This is a genomic window from Shewanella fidelis ATCC BAA-318, assembly GCF_000518605.1.
GTDB classification, from domain to species: Bacteria; Pseudomonadota; Gammaproteobacteria; order Enterobacterales; family Shewanellaceae; genus Shewanella; species Shewanella fidelis.
Window position 1 is genome coordinate 1 of sequence record NZ_KI912460.1, and the last position, 25,700, is coordinate 25,700.

23 protein-coding genes, 1 pseudogene and 1 riboswitch are annotated in these 25,700 nt (G+C 42.6%); of the genes and pseudogenes, 19 read left to right on the forward strand and 5 right to left on the reverse strand.

The features are described from left to right. Positions 1-303 precede the first annotated feature (303 nt). The 10 genes from L884_RS0117805 to L884_RS0117850 all read left to right on the forward strand — a co-directional run bounded on the left by L884_RS0117805 (position 304) and on the right by L884_RS0117850 (position 9,202). Positions 304-2,148: a cation:proton antiporter gene (locus L884_RS0117805; protein WP_028768761.1), complete on the forward strand. Its 1,845-nt coding sequence runs from the start codon at positions 304-306 to the stop codon at positions 2,146-2,148. 269 nt (positions 2,149-2,417) lie between these two features. Continuing rightward, on the forward strand, positions 2,418-2,984 hold the full coding sequence (locus L884_RS0117810) for a hypothetical protein (RefSeq protein ID WP_028768762.1): 567 nt from the start codon (positions 2,418-2,420) through the stop codon (positions 2,982-2,984). Further along, complete coding sequence (locus L884_RS0117815; RefSeq protein ID WP_028768763.1) at positions 2,981-4,087, forward strand: beta-ketoacyl-ACP synthase III; 1,107 nt, start codon at positions 2,981-2,983, stop codon at positions 4,085-4,087. Before L884_RS0117810 ends, L884_RS0117815 begins: the two co-directional genes overlap by 4 nt. 3 nt (positions 4,088-4,090) lie before the next feature. Further along, on the forward strand, positions 4,091-4,777 hold the full coding sequence (locus tag L884_RS0117820; RefSeq protein WP_028768764.1) for an iron-containing redox enzyme family protein: 687 nt from the start codon (positions 4,091-4,093) through the stop codon (positions 4,775-4,777). Further along, positions 4,767-5,633: a DUF6999 family protein gene (locus L884_RS22345; protein WP_037411187.1), complete on the forward strand. Its 867-nt coding sequence runs from the start codon at positions 4,767-4,769 to the stop codon at positions 5,631-5,633. The genes L884_RS0117820 and L884_RS22345 overlap by 11 nt, the downstream gene beginning before the upstream one ends. Further along, on the forward strand, positions 5,608-6,246 hold the full coding sequence (locus L884_RS22350; protein ID WP_051435683.1) for a dienelactone hydrolase family protein: 639 nt from the start codon (positions 5,608-5,610) through the stop codon (positions 6,244-6,246). The genes L884_RS22345 and L884_RS22350 overlap by 26 nt, the downstream gene beginning before the upstream one ends. Continuing rightward, on the forward strand, positions 6,239-6,709 hold the full coding sequence (locus tag L884_RS0117835) for a GNAT family N-acetyltransferase (RefSeq protein ID WP_028768765.1): 471 nt from the start codon (positions 6,239-6,241) through the stop codon (positions 6,707-6,709). Before L884_RS22350 ends, L884_RS0117835 begins: the two co-directional genes overlap by 8 nt. Before the next feature lie 345 nt (positions 6,710-7,054). After that, on the forward strand, positions 7,055-8,353 hold the full coding sequence (locus L884_RS0117840) for a coproporphyrinogen III oxidase family protein (protein ID WP_028768766.1): 1,299 nt from the start codon (positions 7,055-7,057) through the stop codon (positions 8,351-8,353). A gap of 81 nt (positions 8,354-8,434) precedes the next feature. Continuing rightward, positions 8,435-8,875, forward strand: coding sequence for a GNAT family N-acetyltransferase (locus tag L884_RS0117845; protein ID WP_211239213.1), 441 nt, complete (start codon positions 8,435-8,437; stop codon positions 8,873-8,875). Between the two features lie 42 nt (positions 8,876-8,917). After that, a complete protein-coding gene (locus L884_RS0117850) occupies positions 8,918-9,202 on the forward strand; it encodes a DUF3861 domain-containing protein (RefSeq protein ID WP_028768768.1) in 285 nt (94 codons plus the stop codon). Between the two features lie 71 nt (positions 9,203-9,273). On the opposite strand, the gene fadE is transcribed toward L884_RS0117850, so the two are convergent. Next, the gene (gene fadE / locus L884_RS0117855; protein ID WP_028768769.1) at positions 9,274-11,721 is read right to left on the reverse strand and encodes an acyl-CoA dehydrogenase FadE; all 2,448 of its coding nucleotides are present in this window, start codon (positions 11,719-11,721) and stop codon (positions 9,274-9,276) included. 240 nt (positions 11,722-11,961) lie between these two features. Between fadE and L884_RS0117860 the strand changes: the two genes are divergently transcribed. After that, entirely contained in the window at positions 11,962-12,738 is a 777-nt protein-coding gene (locus L884_RS0117860) for a class II glutamine amidotransferase (protein WP_028768770.1), read from the forward strand. Positions 12,739-12,804: 66 nt separating this feature from the next. Here L884_RS0117860 and L884_RS0117865 read toward each other — a convergent pair whose 3' ends face one another. After that, a complete protein-coding gene (locus tag L884_RS0117865; RefSeq protein WP_037411229.1) occupies positions 12,805-13,545 on the reverse strand; it encodes a DUF3108 domain-containing protein in 741 nt (246 codons plus the stop codon). Between the two features lie 114 nt (positions 13,546-13,659). Further along, positions 13,660-14,013 carry an MGMT family protein gene (locus L884_RS0117870; RefSeq protein WP_037411189.1) on the reverse strand — a complete coding sequence of 118 codons (354 nt, stop codon included), beginning with the start codon at positions 14,011-14,013 and terminating at the stop codon, positions 13,660-13,662. A gap of 212 nt (positions 14,014-14,225) precedes the next feature. Between L884_RS0117870 and L884_RS0117875 the strand changes: the two genes are divergently transcribed. Next, the gene (locus L884_RS0117875) at positions 14,226-14,897 is read left to right on the forward strand and encodes a hypothetical protein (RefSeq protein ID WP_028768773.1); all 672 of its coding nucleotides are present in this window, start codon (positions 14,226-14,228) and stop codon (positions 14,895-14,897) included. Between the two features lie 63 nt (positions 14,898-14,960). Here the strand turns inward: L884_RS0117875 and L884_RS0117880 are convergent, their stop codons facing one another. After that, positions 14,961-16,679 (reverse strand): MFS transporter, encoded by a 1,719-nt coding sequence (locus L884_RS0117880; protein ID WP_028768774.1) that lies wholly within the window; start codon positions 16,677-16,679, stop codon positions 14,961-14,963. 254 nt (positions 16,680-16,933) lie between these two features. On the opposite strand from L884_RS0117880, the gene def reads away from it, so the two are divergent. Then, entirely contained in the window at positions 16,934-17,425 is a 492-nt protein-coding gene (def, locus tag L884_RS0117885; protein WP_028768775.1) for a peptide deformylase, read from the forward strand. A gap of 346 nt (positions 17,426-17,771) precedes the next feature. Then, a pseudogene (locus tag L884_RS0117890) lies at positions 17,772-18,320 on the forward strand (tRNA-uridine aminocarboxypropyltransferase); the annotation flags it as partial. A gap of 18 nt (positions 18,321-18,338) precedes the next feature. On the opposite strand, the gene trhA reads toward L884_RS0117890, so the two are convergent. Further along, positions 18,339-19,034, reverse strand: coding sequence for a PAQR family membrane homeostasis protein TrhA (gene trhA, locus L884_RS0117895; RefSeq protein WP_028768777.1), 696 nt, complete (start codon positions 19,032-19,034; stop codon positions 18,339-18,341). Positions 19,035-19,292: 258 nt separating this feature from the next. On the opposite strand from trhA, the gene L884_RS22670 reads away from it, so the two are divergent. The 5 genes from L884_RS22670 (at position 19,293) to thiS (ending at position 25,700) form a co-directional block, all read left to right on the forward strand. Then, positions 19,293-20,555 (forward strand): hypothetical protein, encoded by a 1,263-nt coding sequence (locus L884_RS22670; RefSeq protein ID WP_028768778.1) that lies wholly within the window; start codon positions 19,293-19,295, stop codon positions 20,553-20,555. A gap of 205 nt (positions 20,556-20,760) precedes the next feature. Further along, positions 20,761-20,859, forward strand: a riboswitch (TPP riboswitch). Positions 20,860-21,004: 145 nt separating this feature from the next. Next, the gene (thiC, locus tag L884_RS0117905) at positions 21,005-23,002 is read left to right on the forward strand and encodes a phosphomethylpyrimidine synthase ThiC (RefSeq protein ID WP_028768779.1); all 1,998 of its coding nucleotides are present in this window, start codon (positions 21,005-21,007) and stop codon (positions 23,000-23,002) included. Between the two features lie 2 nt (positions 23,003-23,004). Next, the gene (gene thiE / locus L884_RS0117910; RefSeq protein WP_028768780.1) at positions 23,005-24,594 is read left to right on the forward strand and encodes a thiamine phosphate synthase; all 1,590 of its coding nucleotides are present in this window, start codon (positions 23,005-23,007) and stop codon (positions 24,592-24,594) included. Between the two features lie 2 nt (positions 24,595-24,596). Next, positions 24,597-25,475, forward strand: coding sequence for a HesA/MoeB/ThiF family protein (locus L884_RS22360; RefSeq protein WP_051435685.1), 879 nt, complete (start codon positions 24,597-24,599; stop codon positions 25,473-25,475). 9 nt (positions 25,476-25,484) lie between these two features. Beyond that, a complete protein-coding gene (thiS, locus tag L884_RS0117920) occupies positions 25,485-25,700 on the forward strand; it encodes a sulfur carrier protein ThiS (protein WP_028768781.1) in 216 nt (71 codons plus the stop codon).

The window sequence follows — 25,700 nt, forward strand, 5'->3', positions numbered from 1 at the left end:
GAAAGAATGGTTGTTCCCTTGTGAAGTTATTCAACGCAGAAGTAGGCAGCCAAAAACGCTCCAGAATGGCGAGTTTTAGCGGCTCTGATCCTGCGACTCTTGATAATAAAGAGGAAGCTTGAACCTAGTTCAACTATGCTCTTCACTCGTTGCCTTGTCTCAGTGCCGCTAAACTCTCGCTGAGCGACCAAATCTTTGTACTAATTGGTATTACTCAAGTTTGTCTATAGTGTTTATTTACACACAATCACATGTTTTAACAAATAGTGTTTCGATTGAAACGTTCAGATAAGGAAATAGGCTATGCTGGAGCAGATCACTGCGATGCTTGCTTTGCTAGGTGTTTTATCATTATTTTGTCAGTGGATAGGTTGGAGGCTGAGATTACCGGCAATTTTACCTTTATTGCTGTGCGGCCTGTTACTTGGCCCAGGTATTGGTTTTTTGCAACCTGATGTGATTTTTGGTGATCTGTTATTTCCCATTATTTCACTGGGCGTTGCTGTGATCTTATTTGAAGGTGCGTTAACCCTTAATTTTAAGGAGATCCAAGAGCACGGAATAATGGTTACGCGCTTGGTGACGCTTGGCACTGTCATCACTTGGGCTTGTATTGCCGTAGGGACTTTTTATCTGCTCGATTTTCAGTGGTCAATGGCCTTGCTATTTGGTGCCTTAGTCGTGGTAACTGGCCCAACTGTGATTGTGCCTATGTTGCGAAGTGTTAGGCCTAAAACAGAGCTTGCTAGTATTTTACGCTGGGAAGGCATAGTGATTGATCCGATTGGTGCGTTATTGGCTGTGCTTGTATTCGAATACATTGCAGTTGCAGCTGATCCCACAACCCACGTGCTTCATGCGCTAAGTGCAATGTTGGCAATTGGTCTAGGCTTCGGCGCAATGAGTGGTTATATAGTCGGACTGGTTTTACGTAATAACCTATTACCACATTATTTACGCAATACTGCAGTATTGACCTTAATGATCGCAGTCTTTGTTGGCTCTAATTTATTACAAGAAGAAGCGGGGTTACTTTCCGTAACCGTTATGGGGATTTGGCTGGCCAATATGAAAGGCGTTGATATTGCCGATATTCTTGAGTTTAAAGAGACCTTAACTGTGCTGCTGATCTCAGCACTATTTATTTTGCTTGCTGCTAGGCTCAATGCTGACGCGTTGTTAAACCTAGGCTGGGAAGGGCTAGCCTTGCTTGCGGTAGTGATGTTAGTTGCTCGTCCCCTTAGCATTTGGTGTTGTGGCGTAGGTACATCGCTCTCTAGCGGTGATAAGTGGTTTTTAAGTTGGGTTGCGCCTCGTGGTATTGTTGCCGCTGCAGTGTCATCACTGTTTGCGATTAAGCTGGAAGCTATGGGAATAAAAGGCGCTGAAATGATTGTGCCGCTAGTGTTTTTAATTATTATTGGCACTGTTGTCATTCAAAGTTTAACCGCTGGGCGCTGGGCTAAAGTGCTGGGGGTTACAGCAGATTCTTCGCAAGGTTTGCTGATTTTTGGCGCATCGAGTTTCCCACGTGCCTTAGCTAAAACCCTGCAATCAAAAGGGGTTACTGTTTTATTAGCTGATAATAACTGGGACAATATTCGTCTCGCTAGAATGGATAATATTCCAGTATATTTTGGCAATCCTGCGTCAGAGCATGCGGAAAACCACATGAATATGGCAGGGATCGGACGTGTATTGATTATGTCTCCCTATCGGCAACTTAATCCTCTAGTAAGCTTTTACTTTCAAGATGTATTTGGTGGTGAGAAAGTATTTGGACTTAATAACAGTGAAGCTTCCAGTGCGAGACACCAACTATCAGAATCCTATTTGAAGCGCTTATGTCTGTTCGGTGAAGGCGTTTCTTATTCTAAACTGGCAAGCCTTATGGCAAAAGGAGCGAGTATTAAAAGTACTCGCCTGACTGAGAGTTTTAGCTACACCATGTTTATGGAGCAATATGGTCAATCAGCTATTCCACTAATATATTTGCAAGATGGAAAAGTCAGGGTTATTAGTGCTGAAACGCAAGCGCCCCTGCCAGCAGGTGTTGAGCTAATTAGCCTGATCCCCGCAGAACTGCAAAAAACGGTTCCTAGTGATGACAAAGTTATTTTAAATCAGTTAAATAGTGACAGTGAATAGCAGGGAAGCCCAAGCTGTTAACTCGCTCATACTGTGTGTTGCGACGATATTATCAAGCTGTGCTGCGATGAGTATAGCTTGATATTTAACTAACAGATGAATTTCTTATAGCACAGTGAGCTAATTCTTAGCCCTTAGCCAAGTTGTTGAAATAGGCTTGGTCTTTACAGAGAAAACTCTTTTTATTAACGATTGTACTTACAAATAATCTGCTAAATGTTAATCTGCCCAGCTTTATTTTTAGTTAATAGATAAAAGGGATTAGTGACATGGATACGTCACAGTTACTGATTAACTTTCTGCTGTTTATGCTATTGCCTATCTGGGGCATAGCAGGTCTAGCCGATTGGTTTTGCCATCGCGCCACCAAAATTGAACATACCTCCGGGGTAAAAGAGACGTTAATGCACTCGGTCATGGGGATCCAAATAGCTATCCCATTGGTGCTGTGTCTACTTTATACCGTCAATGTACTTATCCTTATCATCTGCTTTTTCACTTGGATATTACATGAACTCGTTGCGCATGCCGATGTGAGATATGCATCACCTAAACGCGAGATCTCCATTTGGGAGATGCATGCCCATAACTATCTAGGCACGCTACCTATGTATATGCTGATCACCATAGTCATTATTAATTGGCCACAATTTATTAATTTAATTAGCTTTAATTGGCAAGGCAATATGTCACTAGTACCAGTTGCAACGCCTCATGGTGGCAGTGGCTATTTCGTTAGTTATGTCAGTTTTATGGCTGTGGTGTGCGTGTTTCCTTATATCGAAGAGAACATTCGCTGTATTCGAGTTGCATTGAAAAAGAGGGCGGTTAGTTGAGCGTTTATATCAATAGTAGCGGGCACTTTCTTCCTGGCCCCGCGATAGGTAATGATGAAATTGAAGCTGTTTTGGGCTTAGTTAATGGCAAAAAAAGTCGTTTAAAGCATAAGATTTTACAGTCTAATGGCATCAAGACTCGGCATTACGCGATCGATAAGCAACAACAAACACAGATTTCAAATAGCGAGATGGCGGCTCATGCAGGTCGGCGTTGTTTAGATTCTAGTTATCTAGCTGCTAACCAAGTAGAAATGCTCAGTGTCGCGACCAGTCAGGGGGATTTAGTACTCCCCGGTTTTGGCAGTATGGTGCAGGCAGAGTTAGATCTATCAGCTGTTGAATTGCATACCAGTCATGGGATCTGCTCAAGCTCTATGATGGCGTTAAAAGCCGCTTTTACCAATATTAAGGCTCAAGAGTCTGCTAACGCCTTAGTGATTACTAGTGAGTTAGCATCGCGCTTATTTAAGCATACACGCTATGAACAAGTCTCTGGTAATGAAGTGGACTTTAACGCCGAGTTTTTACGATGGATGCTATCGGATGGTGCCGGTGCGCTATTACTTGAAAACCAGCCTAGAAAAACTGGCAAAAGCTTACGTATCGACTGGATTAAAAGTTTTTCTCATGCAGATGTTTATCCTGTGTGTATGTCAGTGGGAATGCCAAAGGCAAGTGAGCAAAGTTGGCAGGATTTCGCAACTTATAGTGAGGCTGAGCAGGCTGGAGCATTACTGCTGCGTCAAGATGTGCGTTTGCTCGATAATATTGTCTCTGTTGGCGTCAATGGTTTTTTAAAACTTCAGCAACAAGGCCTATTTAATGTGCCGGAGATTGACCACGTACTTTGTCATTTTTCATCGGCTTACTTTAAAAGCAAAATTGTCGATATGCTTGATGTGGCTGGAGTGCAGATCCCAGAACATAAATGGTATACCAACCTTTATGAGCGGGGTAATACCGGTTGTGCCTCAATTTTTATTATGTTGGATGAATTCTTAGCAACTCACGCGTTAACCGTTGGGCAAACTCTATTTTGTATGGTGCCAGAGAGCGGTCGATTTAATTGTGCTTATATGCACCTAACTGTAGTGGAGTAAGTTATGGCTGAACAGGTATTAACAGCATCGGGTCAAGCATGCTTGCAGGCATTACTCAAGGTGTGGTTTGACTTCGACCTTGCGCTTTCTAAAGCACCCATTGTTAAGCGGTTAGAGCAGAATAGACTTAGCCAGCAAGACTATCTGAAATTACTGCTTAATTTACGCCAGCAAGTAATAGAAGGTTCGCGCTGGATCACCCGTTGCGCGTCAAGTTTTAATCGCGATTATGCCGATGTGCGTTCGATAGTGATTGGCCATGCTAAAGATGAGCACCAAGACTTTTTACTTTTAGAAAGTGATTATGCTGCTTGCGGTGGTGAGTTGAGCGTTATTCAAAGTGCTAGTAAGAATATAGGCTCTGAAGCTTTACATGGCTTTTTGATGTATCGCGCTAGCCAAGAAAACCCTATCGATTTGATCGGTGCGATGTGGATCATCGAAGGCTTAGGTAACAAGATGGCCAGTAAGTGGACACAACTAGTCGAAGAGCAGCTTGATTTGCCGCAAACAGCGACTCAGTTTATGCGTTATCACGGAGATAATGATGAGCAGCATATAGCTGAACTCTATAAGTTAATTGATCGCGTCGCTACTGATGAGCTGTCGATTAAAGCGATAGTGAGAACGGCAAAAGTGGTTGCACGGCTCTATATCTTGCAGCTTGAGGAGGTTGACAGTGACAATTAAAAATCAAAGTGCGTTTATACGTGCCATTGCCAACGACAATTCGCTGCCAATAGAAAAAGTCGCACTTGAGCTATGGATTAAAGATTTAGAGAATCCTTTTCGTTGGACGCTTAGACCATTATTACAGTTAATATTTGCTTTGCTATTGCATGTGACATGGTTTGTAAAGCGTTTACCACTACCGCAGTTTAGCGGTCACAGCCTATTGCAAAAGATGATTTGCTGGTTTTGTAAGCACCTGGTGTCACCAGAAGCTAATTTGTTAATTTTGCGCCATTTTGCAACTGAATCTAATATCCTCAATTTTCTATCAGAAAACTCTGGGCAATCCGTTGTTGTAGATTTATATCCGAAACGGATCGATGACATGCTACAAGATTCGTTTGTTAAACATGATCAAGAGTTATTTGATGCATTCTTGCATCTTGGTGACGTGAAAAATGCCCAGAATAAATTCTATTCGGCAATAACTTGGCAGCGTTGGCAAACAATTAATATGGCTGATTTTAAATTTGAGCGTAAAGCTAGCCAAGTCATCGATTTTGAAACCGCTCATGCTTTATTTATGTGTTTGTTTTGCTTTTTACTTAAGCGTGATGAATACCGCGATGCCATTAATGGCTTTAATTTAGATCAGTCTATCGCTATTCGCATCGGCCGTATTATCAATAAACCTGAAATTGTTGAGATGGCCTATAACAAGTACCCGCACTATTTAGTGGGTCCTTGGAACCTGAGCCAGCGCTTTCTGATGCATGGCTTTTTTACTGAATATCTATATGCAGAGCTTGAACAGATCCGGCTCTCGGCGGTAGGCAAGGAAGCAGATAATGAACAAGTCGCAAATGAGTCTTGATCCTTTGGCAGGTGAGTCTTGTCAGTCAATAAGCGTTATGCTGATCACTGATATCTTTGGCGTTGGTGAAGCAACAGAACAATTGACGGCAACTATGGGCTCTCAAGCGACAGTTCATATTATCGATCCTTATTCTGGGGTAAGAAATCATTTTGCGAGTGAACAGATTGCTTACAGTGAATTTATTGAGCGCTGCGGTCATGAAGATTATTATGTATTAGCAAAAGCGGCGTTTGAGCAGCTTGAGCCGGATGTGGTCATAGGCTTTAGTGCTGGTGGTAATGCCTGCTGGCGTTTAGCATCAGATCCAAAAGCACAAGGCAAAGTTTTTTGCTGTTTTTATCCGACTCGCATCCATCAATATTTAACCGTGGAACCTGTTGCCAAGACCCAAGTGGTTTTTCCTGAATATGAACCGGGCTTTGATGTTACTGAGGTGAGTGACATTATTAGTCAGTTGCATTGTGTTGAACAACTGCACATGCCATATAAACATGGCTTTATGAACCAAGCTTCTAGCGCTTATGATGAAACTGGCTTGCAATTGGGCATGGGGACTATTTTACATATTATGGATTTATCGGTTTTTAAGGTGTCGTTTCAAAATGATTAGCATAAGAAAAGCAAGGGCATCTGATGTAGAGGCGATTTATAGCATTCGTAGTCGTAGCATTTTAGCTAAATGCGCTGACTTTTATTCTGCACAACAACTTCAGATGTGGACTCAAGGTAGCGTCACTAACGAGTTTATCGCTGATGTTGTCGATAACTTCTTTGTATCAGTAATAGATAATAAAGTAATAGGCAGCGGTAAACTCAATACTGCGACTGGCATGTTGGATGCAATTTTTGTTGAGCCGGAGTGTTTCGGCCAAGGTGCAGCTAAAAAAATGTTAGCATTTTTAGAGGCACTGGCTATCGAACATCAACTTAGCAGTCTTAAGCTTGATTCTACCTTAAATGCAGCGTCATTTTACCGCAGTTGTGGCTTTAGCGGAGAGCAAGTATCAACCTATCACTCACCAAGAGGGATAAGCTTAGATTGCGTGCCTATGTATAAAAACTTGTCAGTGTGAAGCTTGGCTATTAATGTCGACATCATCTTCTAATTCTGTATGCTGAGAGTCGTCAATTAGCGATTTCAGATATGCAAAAATCTAGCTTAAATTGGCTTTTATTTGACTTATTTACCTAGAAAATCACTGCCTTTTTAATTGACGTAAAACAGGTGCGATAACCTTTAGCAAGATACAAAAAATCACAGTTGAAATCTTGATTGCTGTTATGTGATCTAGCTGGCGTAAAATCTAAAAAAAAATATCAACATCAGTCATATAACACACTTTTCTCTATTGCTCAGGGGTAAGGTAATCATTACCTAGTGCCTGAAAACAGGTCAATTCATCATTGAAAGGTGAGTTATGCCATTTGCCGATTTACGTTTATCTTTAGCAACACAAAGTCTTGATCTTGTTATGCAACAAACCATCATGCAGTCGCTGAGTTTAGCGGATGCAACAGTATTTTCACCGGGACAAACCTCAGTTGGTTTGGCCTGCGATCAGCATATAGAAACCCTCTATATTCATATTCCTTTCTGTCACACACAATGTCGTTTCTGCTCGTTCCATAAAATAAAATATAACCGAGAGAAAGCCTTAGTTTACTTTGAGGCATTACGTAAAGAGATAAAGCGAGTGATTGCCGCAGGTTTGCGCTTTAATCGAGTGTATATTGGCGGCGGTACAACGACTATTTTAGAAGATGAGCTGGTTAAGACTATTGAACTGATAAAGAGCCTGACCAATGTTCGCGAAGTTTCTTGCGAAACAGATCCTAGCTACTTTAAAACCGGCAAACCTGAAATGCTCAATGGTTTAGTGGATAGAATGTCTATTGGTTTACAGAGCTTTGATGACAATATATTAAAAGCCAGCGGCCGATTTGAAAAATTTGGCTCGGGTGATGAACAAGAAATTGATATTGCCAAAGGCATTGAGCTTTTTCCAACTGTAAATGTTGATTTAATGTATGGTTTTAAGGGCCAAACACCGGCTAGTGTGGTGGATGATATCGAACGAATGATCCAGCTTAAACCCGACCAAATCACCACCTATCCATTAACATTGGGAATAGGTAAGAATCGCAAAAAATCAAAATGTCTTGCAGGTGAATCAAAGGATTTATGGCCACAGTTTTTGGCGGTTAAACAGGCAATGGCTGAGCACTATATGATGGAGTTTCCTTGGACCTATAGCCGCAATTTTGGTGATAAAGTTGAAAATAAGTATGTGCTTGATGGTGAAAACTGTTTTGGCGTGGGCTCCGGTGCTTTTGGACGTTTTGGCCAGCAATTTCAGATCTCTAGTTTTGATATTGATGGCTATATTGAGCTTATTAATCAAGGCAATGTTGGCACAAGTCATCATAAGATGTTGAGTAACAAATCGATAAACCAACATCATTTGATGATTATGATGGGTAAAGGCTGTTTAGATCATGCGCTTTTTAAAGCACATACAGGTAAAAGTTTATGGCAGGCGTTCCCGTTAGAGTTGGGCTATTTATTAGCAGCAGGAGCCTTGATTAAGGATGGAAACAGTTACCGCACTACTGAAGCTGGCCAGTTTATCGCGTTAAAAATGTTTAGTGGTTTCTTGGCGGGGATGGATTACTTGCGTGAACAGGCATTGCAACTTGCAAATACTCGTTGGGCTTAATTTCTGTCAATATGTTGCCAACTGAATAGTTTTTACGCACTTGACGAGCGGTATACAATTAAATGCATGCAAAGCAGAGTCGTGTTGATTGAGTTATTAACCGCCACGGATTTGACGGCTGCAGCCGAGCTTACCTTAGCCAATATGCAACCATATTATAAAAAGTACGGGCTAGAGTGGGATAGTACAACTATCTTAACTATGACTGAGGGGCTGAGTAATCTGCAGATCATACTTAACGGTGAGCCAGTTGGCATTTTAAGGCTATCGTTTACGGATGAGGTTTGTCAGCTTCGAGATTTGCAGATAGATAGTCGTTTTCAAAATAAAGGTGTTGGCAAGTTAGTATTACTTGAAGTTGTAGGCATTGCAGAGAAAGCGGCTGTGAAATTTATTGAACTAAAAGTTTTTAAAGTTAGCCCTGCGGTTAGGCTGTATACACGTTTGGGTTACAGTGTACAGCAACAGGATGAACGATTTTTTTATATGCAATATCAGTTCAATAAGGCGGCTAGCGAGTAGCTTTTATTAACACTATTTAAACCTATTCATTAGGAGTTAATCATGAAAGGCCATTTATATAAGGTAACTTTAGAGCATTTACAAGACGCGAAAGGGCAGGCTGTTGATGATAGTAAGTTGGTGTTTGAAACGCGTAATCATGACGATATTTTTAAAATTGTCGAGATGATGAAAGGGAAAATGGATATAGACGAAACAGATGCTATCGCCTTTGCTGTGGGTTTAAAGCTTTTTGGCGAAGTTATGCTGAACAATCGTGATGTTGAGCTGTTTAAGCAGTTTAAACCGCATATGACAGATTTTATGAAGCAATTGAAAAAACAGTAAATATAACGGTAAATAAAAAGGCTTAAGTGAATTCACTTAAGCCTTTTTGTTATGTTGCAATGCGTTAACGATTAAGCCGCTTCAAACTGCTTAGCATATTCAAGCGTGCGAGCTTTTAGCTCTTCTGGGTCAAAGTCATCGACATTGATAGACTTCATTCGGCCGATTTCTGCACGTTCAAGTAGGGCGATTTCAGCCTCGCTCAATACACCTAAGGCTTTGCCTTCAGCAGCCACTTTATCTAGCCACATAAAAGGTAGGCGTTTACCCGCTGCTTTACAGACTTTGTCGTAGATAGGTTCTGACGCCAAAATATCTTTAAAGGTTTGCTCTTGAATACCTACTGTGTTGTGCTCACTAGCAGTCCAGAATTGACCTTTACCTAAACGGTCACGACTCGCGCAAGGTGTTTGCATTATTTTCGCCACTTTGTGGTCAAGGATATCGCTTGGACGTTTTAGTGGGCGACCAAATGGGAAGATCACTGCACGCAGTGCAAGACCTAAGCCCATCGGGAAATTATCCAGTAGTTCATCGAGTGAAGATTGCAGTTTATACAGGGAATCTTCAACAGCCCACTGCACTAGCGGCAGATCTTCTGTTAATCGGCCTTCATCTTCATAACGCTTAAGCGTTGCTGAAGCGAGATAGAGCTGGCTGAGCAGATCACCAAGACGAGCTGAAATACGCTCTTTACGCTTAAGGTTACCGCCAAGGGTTGCCATCGCTAGATCTGATAATAGTGCTAAATTGGCACTAAAACGGTTCATCTGTTGATAATAGCGCTTAGTTTTATCCGAGTACGGCGCGTTAGAGAAGTGACTAGATGTTAGACCCATCCATAAACTACGTACTAGGTTGCTGGTAGTAAAGCCAATATGACCAAAGATAGCGGCATCAAAGTCGCGTAAGCCTTTGTTGGCATCTGCATCAAATGCAGATTCCATTTCTGCTAATACGTATGGGTGACAACGAATTGCACCTTGACCATAGATAATCATTGAACGGGTAAGAATGTTTGCGCCCTCAACGGTAATGGCAATTGGCGCAGCTTGGTAACCACGACCTAAATAGTTATTTGGGCCTAAGCACACCCCTTTACCACCGTGAATATCCATGGCATCGATAACGCACTTTTGCATTCTATCGGTTAGATGATACTTAACGATAGCCGAGATCACTGATGGCTTTTCACCTAAGTCGATACCGGTCGTTGTCAGTGAGGTTACTGCATCCATCAAGTAAGCGTTACCGCCAATGCGCGCCATCGGTTCTTCAATACCTTCAAGCTTACCAATAGGTAGTTTGAACTGACGACGAATACGCGCATAGGCACCCGTTGCCAGCGCCGCAGTTTTAATACCGCCAGCAGAGTTTGATGGTAAGGTAATACCGCGACCTACAGACAGACATTCAACCAGCATTCTCCAACCTTGGCCGGCCATTTCAGCACCGCCAATAATAAAGCTAAGTGGAACAAAGACTTCATTACCGCGAGTCGGACCATTTTGGAACATACAGTTAAGTGGGAAGTGACGGCGACCGGTTTCTACACCTTCAATGTCAGTAGGGATCAGTGCGCAGGTAATACCCAAATCTTCTTGATTGCCAAGTAACTGATCAGGATCTTTTAGTTTGAATGCTAGACCAAGCACAGTTGCGATTGGCGCGAGGGTTATATAACGCTTGTTCCAGGTAAGCTTCATACCTAAGACTTCTTCACCTTCCCATTCGCCTTTACAGACAATACCGTAATCGGGGATCGCACCGGCATCACTGCCAGCTTCTGGGCTAGTTAAGGCAAAGCAAGGAACTTCAAGGCCTTGAGCAAGGCGGGGTAAGTAGTAGTCTTGTTGGTCTTTGGTGCCGTAGTGCTGCAGTAGTTCGCCTGGCCCAAGTGAGTTAGGTACACCAACCGTTGATGCTAATTCGCTGCTTAAACCTGCAAGCTTTTGTAATACGCGGGACTGTGCATAAGCAGAATATTCTAAACCACCGTATTTCTTTTTAATAATCATCGCAAAGAAGCCATGATCTTTTAGGTATTGCCATACTTCTTCAGGTAAGTCTGCTAACTGGTGTGACACTTGATGTTGATTCACCATACGGCAAACTTCTTCAACAGGTCCATCTAAAAAGGCTTGTTCTTCCGCACTAAGGGTGGCTTTAGGGTAGTTATGCAGTTTGCTCCAGTCTGGTTTACCTGCAAATAGATCTGCTTCCCACCAGGTGGTGCCTGCTTCAATCGCTTCTCTTTCAGTTGACGACATCTCAGGCATGATCCCGCGGTACATTTTTAGTAGAGGGCGGGTAATAACGTTTTGTCTAAATGAGCTGATATTAAGCGGCAGAGCGATTGCAACAAAAACTAGCCAAAGTAGGGCGCTAGCATTACCCAATCCGGTTGCTATTGCTAATACAGCTGCAGTGCCTAAGCTAGCAGTCAGTAGAGAGACTCTGAGATAAGCAAAAGCACCTATCGCAACGATTATCGCCAAGATCCAAAGTAGGGTCGTCACTGTAATTCTCCTTTTATGTGTGACCTAAAGTTGACCTAAAGGCACTGTTTTTGGGTTCTACCTCACAATTATAGTGTGTGGTCAGACCTGTGTCTCATAAAATCTAAACCTTAGTTAATTTTAATACAAGCATTTTTCAAACAAATGTTTAAATTATTTGCAACGCTTTAGATTCCCCAATGGCGCTCAAGTGGTTAGAATAAAAGGCATCAAGTTGTAAATTGAGCGGGATGAAGATTAATGTGCGAGTTACTGGCCATGAGTGCCAATGTTCCGACAGATATTGTATTTAGTTTTACCGGATTAGCTGAAAGAGGTGGCGTAACCGGACCACATGTTGATGGTTGGGGCATTACTTTTTATGAGGGCAAAGGTAGCCGCACCTTTAAAGATGCGCGTCCAAGCAGTGAATCCCATGTTGCCCAGCTTATTAAGTCTTATCCGATAAAAAGTGAAGTTGTGGTTAGTCATATTCGCCAAGCAAATCGAGGTTGTGTGTCACTTGAGAACACCCATCCATTTACTCGTGAGTTGTGGGGGCAATACTGGACCTATGCGCATAATGGTCAGTTAACTGGCTATGAAGATAAGTTCGTCGCTAAGCGCTTTACTGCTGTGGGTGATACAGACAGTGAAATGGCTTTTTGTTGGATCATGGATAAAGTGGTTGAACGATTTGGTGACACAGCCCCTGAAGATCGATTAGTTGTTTATGATTATATTGCGACTTTAGCCGATGAAATTCGTGCGTTAGGTGTGTTTAACATGATCTTAAGTGATGGTGAGCATTTGATGAGTTACTGTACCAATAACTTATGTTACATCACTCGACGAGCACCATTTGGTAAAGCTAAGTTAATTGATACCGATGTGGTGATAGATTTTGATAAAGAAACCACACCAAATGATATAGTGACCGTAATTGCTACGCGGCCGCTAACGAAAGATGAACAGTGGAATGTTCTTAGCCCTGGCGAGTGGAAGTTGTTCAAAAAGGGTGAGTTAGTCAGTTCGTAGGTTAGTAAAAAGCTCGCTAAGTTTTACTAAGCGAGCTTTTTTTAATGGTTTACTTTGAGCTCATTATTACCCTTGTTTATTATTGTCAGGGGAAGCTGTGTCTTTGTTTAGTGCTTGTTCCGTGTTTACTGGTTCAAAACGATAATTAAGTAGCTTAATATCTAATTGTTTACTGCCTTTTTCAAAATGAGACAGTCGAATAGGTAAGTAACCTAATTCCGGTGCCATCCAGAAAAATGTCTGGCGTTTTTTACTGTTGCGTACCACTTCAAATTTGACGGTTTGATAGCTGCCACTGTCAATATTTACTCGTTCTTTACCAACAATTTTAAAGTCATAGTCATCGATTTCCCCCTCTTTCACCATACTGTAATGCAAGCTATCTCTGTTAGCCTCCATGTCCAGCCTAAACTGCAGTTGTACCATGAGTGGGTCAAATAGTTTTGTGTCGTAGGGAAACTTTGCGCGTTCATCTTTATAGCGGCTATGAACGACATTTTGTGCTTTCGCAAAAGCAGCTTGCTCACGAAAATTGGGGCCTGTTCCTGTGCGTTCAACACTGTAGCGCATTGGCACAAGGTGATTATCATCTTCTAAACTAAATTCACTGCGAATATGGCGTTTATCAGATAGCATGAGTAGGCTCACATCGCTGTCAAACCGGTAGCGGTACAGGTTGCCTTCTGGGGCTTGTAAAATATAGCGCGCGCGACCAAGTTCTATGCTGCCGTAATAAACTTCATACTCCGCCATATGAGGAGTTAAAGCCGTGGTATTGGCAAAACTATTGGGTGTAGTTAATAGCAAACCAAGCGTAAATAGCGGTGCTAACTTTGTGGGTAATCTTGATGTCAGTACTTTTAGCAAAGGCAGCTCCTTTTTCAAAACGGGGTCATTAGCTATTTGTCATCTTGTTGCTAGTTAAAAAGGCATAGACAAAACTAAGGTTGCTAGATCTGGGCGCCACTCATATTCAGCTAACTTTACTCTGCCACGATTCACTATGATTGCTTCACTGCGTAATCGTTGCATCTGCTCTATAAACGCTTCGCTATGTTCAGCAAACGAGATCTTCCCTTGGCTATTAATGACCCTGTGCCATGGTAGTGCAAGTTCACTCGGTGCCGCTTTTAATGCTCTAGACACATAACGTGCCCTACCTGGCAGGCCTGCTAAATCAGCCACTTTACCGTAAGAACATACTTTACCTTCAGGGATCATAGACACAATATGCCAAATTTGCGTCATTGGTGAAGCTTTATTACTGGGTTGCATTGGATTTGCCTCCTGTTATTACGGTAGTTTTTCACAGTGATGAGATCAACTGTCGAAGAGGTTAAATCTCAGTAAACACCGCAATAAGTGTTGCAACTGTTAATTATTGCGCGCTATGTTTTTGTGTGGTTACGCGCTTGTAATATAAGGTAAAAACTCTTGCTGCTACTTAGCACTAAAGTAATAATAGCGCCTTTTTTACGGTATATATAATGTCAGTAAAGGCTTTGCGGTCGAGTATTGGGTGTTTGTTAGTACTCTCAGCGGTGTCTCTGCCCACTTGGGCTAGTGATTTTCGACATATCGCTGATCCATTGAAGTTGAGCGACTCCCTTTATATTGGCTTTGATGATGACACCTTTAAAGTCGGTGGTAGTTTCGCAACCAGTCATCAAAAGTTTTCAGCCAATACCAATTTTGATGGTGATAAATGGCATTTAGGTTACTTGTACTCTGCCAGTGACCTTAACTTTAGAGCTTCAGTCGAGCATGGTAAAACCGACACTCCTCAAGGTAAATCTAGCCATTATCAATACCAAATGGGTTTAATGACAGAGCATAAAGGTTGGTTTGCGACTCAAGTCTTTACTGAGCTTGCAGTGAACCATTTGGCTGTGAAGCATTACAAAGACAGTACGGCTGCTAATGCTAACATAACAGTATTAAAACCAATGACCGAGCATTGGTATAGCGAACTTTACTTGCAAGGTAACGCAGGCATTGACGGAGTAGAGCGTTATGATGCGAGAAGTTGGTTAGCCCTTGGCTATCAAATAAACCCACAATGGTCTTGGGTGATCCGCTACCAATATGATTGGGAAAAATTAGCGCGGATTGAGAATGAAGATACCCAGTGGGTATTTGCTATTCGCTCACAATTTTAATACAGGTTAGCACAGATAAAGTAAGCCCATATTGTTTATCAATATGGGCTTTTTAGTTTGGTTTTAGTTTATTTCAGCCAGTTCAAGTTCACTATCTTCGGCTTGCGGTGTGGTACCAAATTTATGAAATAATACTAAACCAAGAGCCGTGAGTACGCCTAATGCGCCAATGATGTACCACATCAACTCAGGACGATCAGCGCCTTTCGCCACTTCAGAATACAAGTAGCCCGATAGTGGGCCAGCTAATAAAAAGCCAATTGCGGAAGAGACAAAGTAATATCCCATAAACATGGCTTTTTTATCATTTGGCGCAAAGCTTGCCACATATTCTTGGCTTTTTGGTGAAGCAACCATCTCACCGATTGAGAACACTAAAATTGAGGTTAGTACCATAGCGCCGCCCATTATTGCACCGTGAGCAATTCCGCCAATAGCAGTGCCAAGCGCTAGGATGATGGTGCCACCAACCAATACTGGCAGAGCATGGAAACGCTCAACAACTCGGCTGATCATCAGTTGCATGACAACAATAGATAAAAAATTGAGTCCGATAAGGTATTCAGGGTTAACTTGGCGATATTCTACCGCCCAAGTTTGCGCATATTGCGCAGCAAGCGTAGGTGTTTGTGTTATCGCTGTGAGTGCTTGGCTGATTTCTGCTGTTGGCACCATCACTTTGGTGTGCACCAGTTCAAAGTAAGCTTGCTTGGCATTGAGTGTTTCGTTAGCAACCTCACTTGCTAAACGCGTCAGTTCTGCTTGCAGTAAACTAACATCAACCGGGGCAAAAAATTCTAGCAAATCAGGATAAGAAGCCAGCATTAACACCAGATCACTGGTATCGACAAAGTCGCGAATATAAATAGGCAAAGTAATAAATATCTGCTGATAAACCATCCACATTCCTGAAAGGATCAGTAAATAAATCACAAATGGTTTGTTACCTAGACTGACTTTTTGGGCGTACCAAGGTGCTTTGACATTAGGGCTTGCGAGTTTGTCCCAAATAATATGTAGGCTAAACCAAATGGCATAAGTGATTAATGTGGTTTCGCCGCTTATCCATTTGGCGCCGTAAGACATTAAAATAATTAAGGTGCCAAAGAAGAGAATAGCGAAACGGGCATTACCCAATACTTGTTGGATATCTTTAAATACAGCTTTAAGCGGCTTACCTTTTTGTAAGCTTTGATCTGTTGGCTCTTTATAAAAGAAATAAGCGGGAATAAAGTTAACCGCGATCCAAAAGGCCGACATGATAAATACCCAGTCCCAGCTAATCGCTCTAACGTAGCCCGCGATAAACGGCCCTAAAAAACCGCCGATATTAACCATCATATAGAAAATGCCAAAGCCTAAGCCACGATTGGTTTCATCTGTTGTTCGGGCTACCGTTCCGGTCACAACGGGTTTGAAGCAGGCCGCGCCAACAGCAACTCCCATAAAGGCCACAAAAAAGCCCATAAAACTGTCAACTTGGCCGAGCAGGTAATAGCTAGGGCACATGATGGCATAAGCAACCAGAAACATTTTCCGGTAACCGTATCTATCAGCCAAGGCACCAGTCAATACCGGGAATAGATAAAGAAAGAAGGGGATCATGCCTTGTAGCAGACCTCGCTCTTGTTCTGAAAAGCCTAATCCGCCTTGGTTTTGCGGCGAGGTCATATATAAAGACGATAAAGCAAAAAAGCCATACCACGCTAAACGTTCAAAGATCTCCATTGTATTGGCAACGAAGAAGGTAGGGGGCAACGGGGTGCGTCCTGCTGAGGTCATATCATTATCCGTATATTGTATACATTTTTATTCATGCTACCACATGTTAATAAAAAGTGGAGCTAATTGTGCAAAATAGCGACGCATTCGTTTGATTATATGGTGTATTAAAACAGAGGAACTCAGAGACGAAATGAGCGAATAAGCCTAATAGAGTGGGGATGAGAGACTTTATATCGTACTCAAGATTGCCTTTATTGGTTATTCGGTCATAATAGCGCGAATTTTTTAGTTAACATTAGTGTGATAAAAGTATGGCAGTGTTAGACATCTTAACGATCCCCGATGAGCGCTTGAAGCGTAAAGCTGTGCCGGTAACAGATATTGAGTCTGTGCAAGGCTTTATCGATGATCTAATTGAAACCATGTATGACACCGATGATGGGATCGGCTTAGCAGCGACGCAAGTTGGCAGTTTACATGCTATTTTGGTTATCGATTTATCTGAAGAACGTGATCAACCTATGGTGCTAATCAACCCTGAAATAGTGGAGTCTCGTGGTCAATATCAAGGCGAAGAAGGCTGCTTATCTATTCCTGGTTACCGCGCTAAAGTTAATCGTCACCAAGGAGTTAAAGTGACAGCGCTTGATCGTGAAGGTAAAGCGTTCGAGATTGATACCGATGAGTTTTTAGCGATTGTTTTACAGCATGAAATGGATCACCTAAACGGTGTGGTATTTACAGATCACCTATCTATGCTTAAACAGCAAATTGCATTGAAAAAAGTGAAAAAATACAAATAAGTTATTAATTTCACCCGCACAGCTTAAACCAGTTGGCGATAAACTTAGCAACAAAGCGCTACTCTTTTAGAGGGGCGCTTTTTTTGCAATTAAAATCGCTTGCGATCTAACAGTGGTCAAATTGTCACAGTGGCGGGTTAGTTGCAGGCTGCAACGACAAAGCATTGTTTCAGGCGTGTTAGAGCGTCAATCAGGAGTCACACATGTTGTTGTAGGCAAAATTGAAGACATTTCTCATGAGCTTGAAAAACTGTCTGTACGCTGCTGTGATTTTCATTAAGTTTCTGTGCTTTGGCAGAGTTAACTTTGAGTATATACTGCCGCGCTAAGAGATCTAAGAGAACCAGTTGTGAAGATTATTCTGTTGACCCACGAGCGGGAAGTCACTCGCCCAACTAATACTGGCCATATCGCAGTTAACCATGCAGGTGAGCATTGCCAAAGGATTGTTTGGTCAAGGGTGAGGCCAGATCCCGCTTTACTAAAAGCATTGTCTTTGCCCGACACAGTGTTATTGTTTCCTGAAAATACTGCAGATGAGTTGAACGATACAGCTGATACCTCTGCTTCGCAGGTCGAGCAAATAAACAAACAGCCATCGGCTCTAGAAGCCATTGAGGTTGCTAATCTGCCACAAACTGTAGTGATCTTAGATGCTACATGGCAAGAAGCCCGTAAAATGTTGCGTCAGAGTGCTTATTTAAAAACAGCTAGGCGTTACTCGTTAACTGAAACGGCTAAATCTGAATTTACTTTACGGCGTAATCAAGTTGAAGGCGGGCTATGTACCGTGGAATGCATTATTGAGCTATTTAAACAAGCAGGCATGAACGATGAGGCGCAGCGGTTACATGCCGAATTCGTTCAGTTTTGTCATTATCCTAACTCACGCTGAAAAGGCTAGTAGCGCCAATTAAATAACCGTTAGGTAGATACATAAAAAGTGACACACGGCACCAGCTAATACAAACAGGTGCCAAATCGCATGATTAAAGGGGATTTTCTTCGCTACGTAAAATATCACGCCTAAGCTATAAAATAACCCACCGCCTAACAGTAAATAAAATCCAACATCTGACATATTGGCAATGAGGTCGTGCATTACAGTTACGCACAGCCACCCCATAACCAGATATAGAATTAAGCTAAATACTTTAAAACGGCCAATAAACAAAGTTTTAAATAGCACTCCGCCTATGGCTAATGACCAGATGGCAATGAGTACCCAATCTGCATCACTATTTGTCAGCGTGATAAGCATTAGAGGTGTATACGTGCCTGCGATTAACAGATAAATCGCGCAATGATCGGCAATCTTTAATCTGTGCTTTAAAAGTGGTGATGTGGCACTGTGATATAGCGTTGAGCAAAGAAATAACAAGATGAAGCTTGCGCAGTAAACAACCACACCTGTTAACTGAATAAAACTCAGGTGGTCGTATCCTTTAAATATGCACAGTAGTAGACCAATGATCCCAATGAGTACACCCAAACCATGACTAATGCTATTAGCTAGCTCTTCACGAGCACAATAGTTTGCTTTGGTGATTGTTTGACCGGCAGCTTGGGGTGATTGCTTCTCTGCTAGTACTGCTTGTTCTACTGCCATCGTATAAAAGACTTCTGGTTAGACCACAATTAGCTGCAGTGTAACAGCTTTGAATTGAAAAGCTATAGTTTTAGCTAACAAGTGTACGCTAAAATATTTATCAATGGCTTTGTGGTAAATAGCCAGTCTTGCGGGAACTAATATAAATGAGCTTGCTCTAAATAAAACAGCCGATAAATCTGATGATTACGGCAGATGTAACCAATAGTGAATACTGCAGTAGATGTCATAAGATAGTTAACTAGGAATTGTAAAGGGATGCAGCAAGGTCAAATTAACAGGAAGTTAGGACAAGCTACAACAACGAGAAAAGTGCAAGCAAGTGCAGACATTCCTAGTCAGGCTAAGCCATTTACGGCTAGCACTACTGATAATCAATTAGATAGTGACCTTGACGTTATCACTGTGTTTTATGGTGCCGGTCAGCGTCAGCCAAAAGATTGTGTCGCGACTGCAAGCAAATGTATGCCGAGCGATCCTCCCTTAACAATAACCGCTGTCGATATTGCTGGCACCAATGCTAACCATTCGAACAATCATTGTGTAAGTAGCGGTTGTTTAAATATCAGCGAGTTAACTGCAGAATCGAGTACAGCACTGTATGTAAATAGCACACATACGGATGAGATAAATGTTGCGGTTGATACGCCATTACCAGCTCATTCGAAGCCTATCCAGTTACGGCTGTTTTGGATTATGTTGCCGGTATTAGTGCTACATTCATTAGTTATCGTATTAATTAATTATTTTTGGGTTGCTCCACAACATCCTGATAGAAAGCAGGCGTTACCGAAGATCCGCTCTTACTTGTATGTTGCCCCCAAAAGCGTGCTAGTAAAGCCAAGTGTGACTGAAGCGCAAACGGATATTGCGCAACAAGATAAGGAGTTGAACAACAAGCTTCAACTTATAGACAAAGTAGAGTCAGAGTCGATAAACAAAGAGACAATCAAGCCTGCCTCTGAAAAGTTAGCAGCAGTTAAGCTGCAAGTTGCAGATGAGCAGGCAACCAATGAGCAACCGCCGTTGCTTGAGGCTGAGCCTCAGCGTATTGAACAGCCAAGTTGGCAGCAACGAAAATCTAGCGCAGCTACGTATTTTGAAACTAAACCTCAAATTAATAATCAGGCAGAACAATTAGATTTTAGCTCTGTGTCTGATAGGTTTACTCAGTCATATTTACAAAAACAGCAGGCTGGAAAGTTACAGCAACTCGCCTCTGAAAGTGGCGCTGAATATACTCAAAAACGTTCATTGAGTGAGATGGATGGCGATATGCAGGAGTTGGTATTTCCGGAGGTTGATTTATATAGCAAGGTGGAAACCACAGACCATAAGTTGGATCCTAATCGAATCGTTAAAAAGGGCGATACTTGCTACAGAATCGTAAACATTGGCGATCAAATAAATCCTTATGCAGAAACCATTGGCTTTCCGTTTAACTGCGGTGAAGATAAAGTCAAACAAGCAATCAATGATGCCATTGCTAAACGCTTGCAGCAGCGCATGATAAGCCGCTAAAGCGTAATTTAAAAAGATTAAAAACTTGTATTTACCAGCAACATGGCGATTGATTAAAATTCATATGCATTGAGGCGCTTTAGCTCAAGTATTCACTTTAGTCATATACTTCAATAGCTTGTGATTAAATTACTTTGTGAGCACCTCTGGTCTAATAACTTTTTAAGTGCTTGTATCTCACCTGCCGATAGATCTATACTGCCAGCTCATCTTGTCGGAGTGCCATATGGCTGAGACCGTTAATTCGGGATCCGTTGAACCTGATCAGGTTAGAACCTGCGAAGGAAACAAGCGAAATAACTGCATAAAGTGACTTTGAAAATAACTAAAAGCAGCATTTCGGTGGTTACGTGTAACTGGTGTTTGAGCACCAGCTATATGTTCAACTTTTCAGATTCTCATTTCTCCTGACAAGCAACTTCATTTCATACAAAAAAGTGAGTTTGCTAATGTCAAATCGTCGCGAAACCCGTGCCCAAGCACAACAGTTTATTGATAACCTAAAACCATTACAGCACCCTAATTCTGAGAAAATTTATCTTCAAGGCAGCCGCGCGGATCTTAAAGTGGGTATGCGCCAAATTCATCAGTCGGATACCTTGATTGGTGGTGATGAGCACAATCCTGTATTCGAAGCTAACCCACCGCTAAAAGTGTATGACTGCGCTGGTGCATATTCTGATCCAGATGCTGAGATTGATGTACGTAAAGGCCTAGAAAAATTCCGTAAAAACTGGATTGCTGAGCGTGATGATACTGAACAATTGGCTGGTGCCAGTTCCGGTTTTACTCAGCAACGTCTTGCTGATGATGGATTAGATCATCTACGTTTTGAATCCTTACTGCCGCCACGTCGTGCAAAAGAGGGCAGAAGGGTTACCCAATTACACTACGCCCGCCAAGGTATTATTACACCTGAAATGGAATATATTGCCATTCGTGAAAACATGGCAAGAGCTGAAGTGACAGATCCAGTGCTGACGCAAAAGGATAAAGGTGAGAGTTTTGGTGCTGCGATTGGCGAGCCAATTACCCCTGAATTCGTTAGGCAAGAAGTGGCACGTGGTCGTGCGATTATCCCGCTCAATATTAACCATCCCGAAGCTGAACCTATGATTATCGGGCGCAACTTTTTGGTTAAAGTGAATGCCAATATTGGCAATTCTGCTGTGACCTCATCGATTGAAGAGGAAGTCGAAAAGCTGGTTTGGTCGACCCGTTGGGGCGCGGACACAGTGATGGACTTGTCTACAGGTCGCTATATTCATGAGACCCGTGAATGGATTATTCGTAACTCACCAGTGCCAATTGGTACTGTGCCTATCTATCAAGCACTAGAGAAAGTCAATGGTGTTGCCGAAGATCTAAACTGGGAAACATTCCGCGATACCTTAATCGAACAAGCGGAGCAGGGCGTTGACTACTTCACCATTCATGCAGGGGTGTTGCTGCGTTACGTACCGATGACGGCTAAGCGCTTAACCGGAATTGTTTCTCGCGGTGGCTCTATCATGGCTAAGTGGTGTTTATCCCACCATAAAGAAAACTTCCTTTACGAGAATTTTAGAGAGATCTGTGAGATCTGTGCCGCTTACGATGTATCACTATCTTTAGGTGATGGTATGCGTCCGGGGTCGATTGCTGATGCCAATGATGAAGCGCAATTCTCTGAGCTTGAAACCTTAGGTGAGTTAGTCAAAATTGCATGGCAATACGATGTGCAAACCATCATCGAAGGCCCGGGCCATATTCCAATGAACCTTATCAAAGAGAATATGGATAAGCAGCTTGAGGCTTGTGATGAGGCGCCGTTTTATACCTTAGGCCCACAAACGACAGATATCGCTCCAGGATATGATCATTTCACTTCGGGTATTGGTGCTGCAATGATTGCTTGGTATGGCTGCGCAATGTTGTGTTATGTCACCCCTAAAGAGCACTTAGGCTTACCAAACAAAGAAGATGTTAAGCAAGGATTGATTGCCTACAAGATTGCCGCTCATGCCGGTGATGTTGCTAAAGGTCACCCAAGTGCCCAAATTCGCGATAATGCGTTATCAAAAGCACGTTTTGAGTTCCGTTGGGAAGATCAATATAACCTAGGGTTAGATCCAGAGACTGCACGAGCGTATCACGACGAGTCACTGCCGCAAGAGTCGGCTAAAGTTGCACATTTTTGCTCTATGTGCGGCCCTAAGTTTTGCTCGATGAAAATTACCCAAGAAGTACGTGACTATGCTGCAGCGCAGGAACGGGATGCTAATCCAAACGCGATTGATATTAAATCGGCTGCGGAATATCAGTCATACATGGGCAGTGACGCTGAAAACCTCGAAACTGAGCGAGCACAGGGGATGGCCAAAATGTCTGCTGAGTTTAAAGCCAAAGGTGCAGAGTTGTACCATGAAGCCAGCCATAAGCAATCTGATGCAGTACTAGAGGATTAATCATGGCAAATCCAGATGCGTTATCTGTGGAGCGTCCAATTGTATGGACAATTGCTGGTTCAGATAGTGGCGGTGGTGCGGGTATTCAAGCAGATCTGGCAACGATGTCAGATCTTGATGCCCACGCTTGTAGTGTGATAACTGCGGTAACGGCGCAAAGTTCGGTTACCGTGGCATTGGTTGAGTCAGTATCGAGCAAAATGTTGTTATCACAACTTGATACCTTGGCTAGTGACTTGCCGCCAGCAGCGATAAAAATTGGTTTATTGGCCAACCAAAGTCAAATCGATTTATTAGCCGACTGGTTGGCTAAGCAGCTAGCCAATTGGTTGCAATTAGGCATTAAAGTGCCGGTTATCTTAGATCCGGTCATGGTGGCTACATGTGGCGATGCATTAGCCACTGGCGAAGGTTTAGACTTTAGCCCTTTTAAAGGCTTACTGACCTTAATCACGCCGAATGTGTGTGAATTAGCTGTGCTTGCTGCAACTGAGCTTAGCAGTGTTGAGTCATGCATTTTAGCTGCTAAAAACCTATCAGAAACCTTGAGCACATCAGTGTTAGCAAAAGGTGGCGATAACGGGCCAGCTTGGTGCCAACAACAAGCAAATGATTTATTGGTCTGTGTCGGTGTTGACGGGATTTCTGATAAGCATCAATGGCAAAGCTTTTGGTTATCGAGTAAGCGAGTAGAAACGGCTAATAACCACGGTACCGGCTGCACATTATCTTCAGCAATTGCTGCAGTGATGGCCCATGGTTTTGTACTTAATGATGCTGTAGTCGTCGCTAAGGCTTATGTCAATGCTGGTCTTAAGGCTAGCTATCAGGTAGGTCAGGGGCCGGGTTGTTTGGCAAGAACCGCTTGGCCACAAGATTTAGGCGAGTTTCCATACATTAAGATGGTTAGCATATCTGAACCAAAGCCAGCTTTGCTGGAGACGATTCAGGTAAAGGCGAGTGACAAGGGTTTTAAACGGATTGATGAAGCGCTAGGGCTTTACCCTGTGGTTGCCGATCTCGATATATTGGAAACCTTACTTAAAGCTGGGGCTAAAACAATCCAGCTAAGGATTAAAGATCCTAATGCTGCTGAGCTTGAACAAAGTATTATTCAAGCGATATCCCTTGGCCGTGATTACCAAGCGCGGGTGTTTATCAATGACCATTGGCAGCTAGCGATTAAGCATCAGGCTTATGGTGTGCATTTAGGACAAGAAGATCTTATTGCGAGTAACTTAGCTCAATTGCAAAGTGCTAACCTCGCGCTTGGTTTGTCGAGTCATAGTTACTTCGAGATCTTATTAGCAAATCAGCACCAGCCATCATATATCGCTTTTGGTCATATTTTTCCAACCACGACTAAAGTGATGCCTTCTAAACCTCAAGGATTAGCTAAGCTTGCGCGCTACGTATCCTTGATGAAAGGGGAGTTACCTATTGTGGCAATTGGTGGCATAGATGCAACAACTCTTGCAAGCGTTAAAGCGACTCAAGTTGATGATATTGCCGTGGTGCGGGCGTTGACACAAGCAACTGATCCACAAGCCGCTTTTAAAGCGCTAAATATGGCTTGGCAGGCGGAGGTGTAATTGTGGTAACGGAGCAACTCACCTCTACAGCAAGCGGCAATAAAGCTAACAGTGGCACTAAAGCGTTGAGCGATAGTGACTTTCTACGATACTCGCGCCAGGTGTTGTTAGCTGAAGTTGGCGAATCTGGCCAAGCCCAGTTTGCTAATGCCCATGTCATTGTTATTGGGGTTGGTGGATTAGGTAATTTGGTTGCTCAATACCTTGCAGCAGCAGGTGTCGGCAATATCACGCTGGTGGACGGTGATAAGGTTGAAGTGTCTAACTTACCTAGACAACTGTTATTTCACGATAGCGATATCGGTGTTAATAAAGCGGTTGCAGCTTCAGCTAAATTAACCAAGGCCTACACACAAGTGCGGATTAGTGCGGTTGCTGAGCACTTAACCGCGACCAGCATGCAACCACTTTTCAAGCTTGATAGGCAATACGATGTTTTACTCGATTGCAGCGACAACTTTGAAACACGTCAGTTGGTTAACCGAATCGCTGTTAGTCAGAACATTGCTCTGGTATCGGCGTCTGCTGCTCATTTCCAAGGTCAACTTTTATGTATTGAGCAGCAGTACAAGCCTGATAGTGGCTGTTATCACTGTTTGTTTCCTGCGGATATGAAGGTCAATCAGACCTGTCAAACTATTGGGGTACTAGGCCCTATGGTTGGCACTCTTGCGTCGATGCAAAGTTTGATGGCACTGCAGTTATTGCTTGGAAATAAGCAATTAGTAGGAAATCTATATCGCTTTGATGGCAAGCAATTTAGTTGGCGACAATTAATCATTACTCGCGATGAAAGCTGCTCGGTTTGCGGTCAAGCTAGCCACTACAATGAGTGTGTGACTAGCGCAGGGACTGCAAACCAGAATCAACATGAATATTAAGGCGCTTTGATGATTACAATCTTTATTAATGATGCAATGAAACAGGTTGAACAAGGGGCGAGTTTAACCAAGGTTCTTGAACAATACAGTTTAGAAAACGATATTCAGCTCGCTGCTATTGCCGTGGCGATAAACAATTGTGTTGCGCCAAGAGCTACTTGGCATACAACTCAATGTCAAGCGAACGATAAGTTAGAGCTGTTTTCAGTGGTAGCCGGAGGCTAA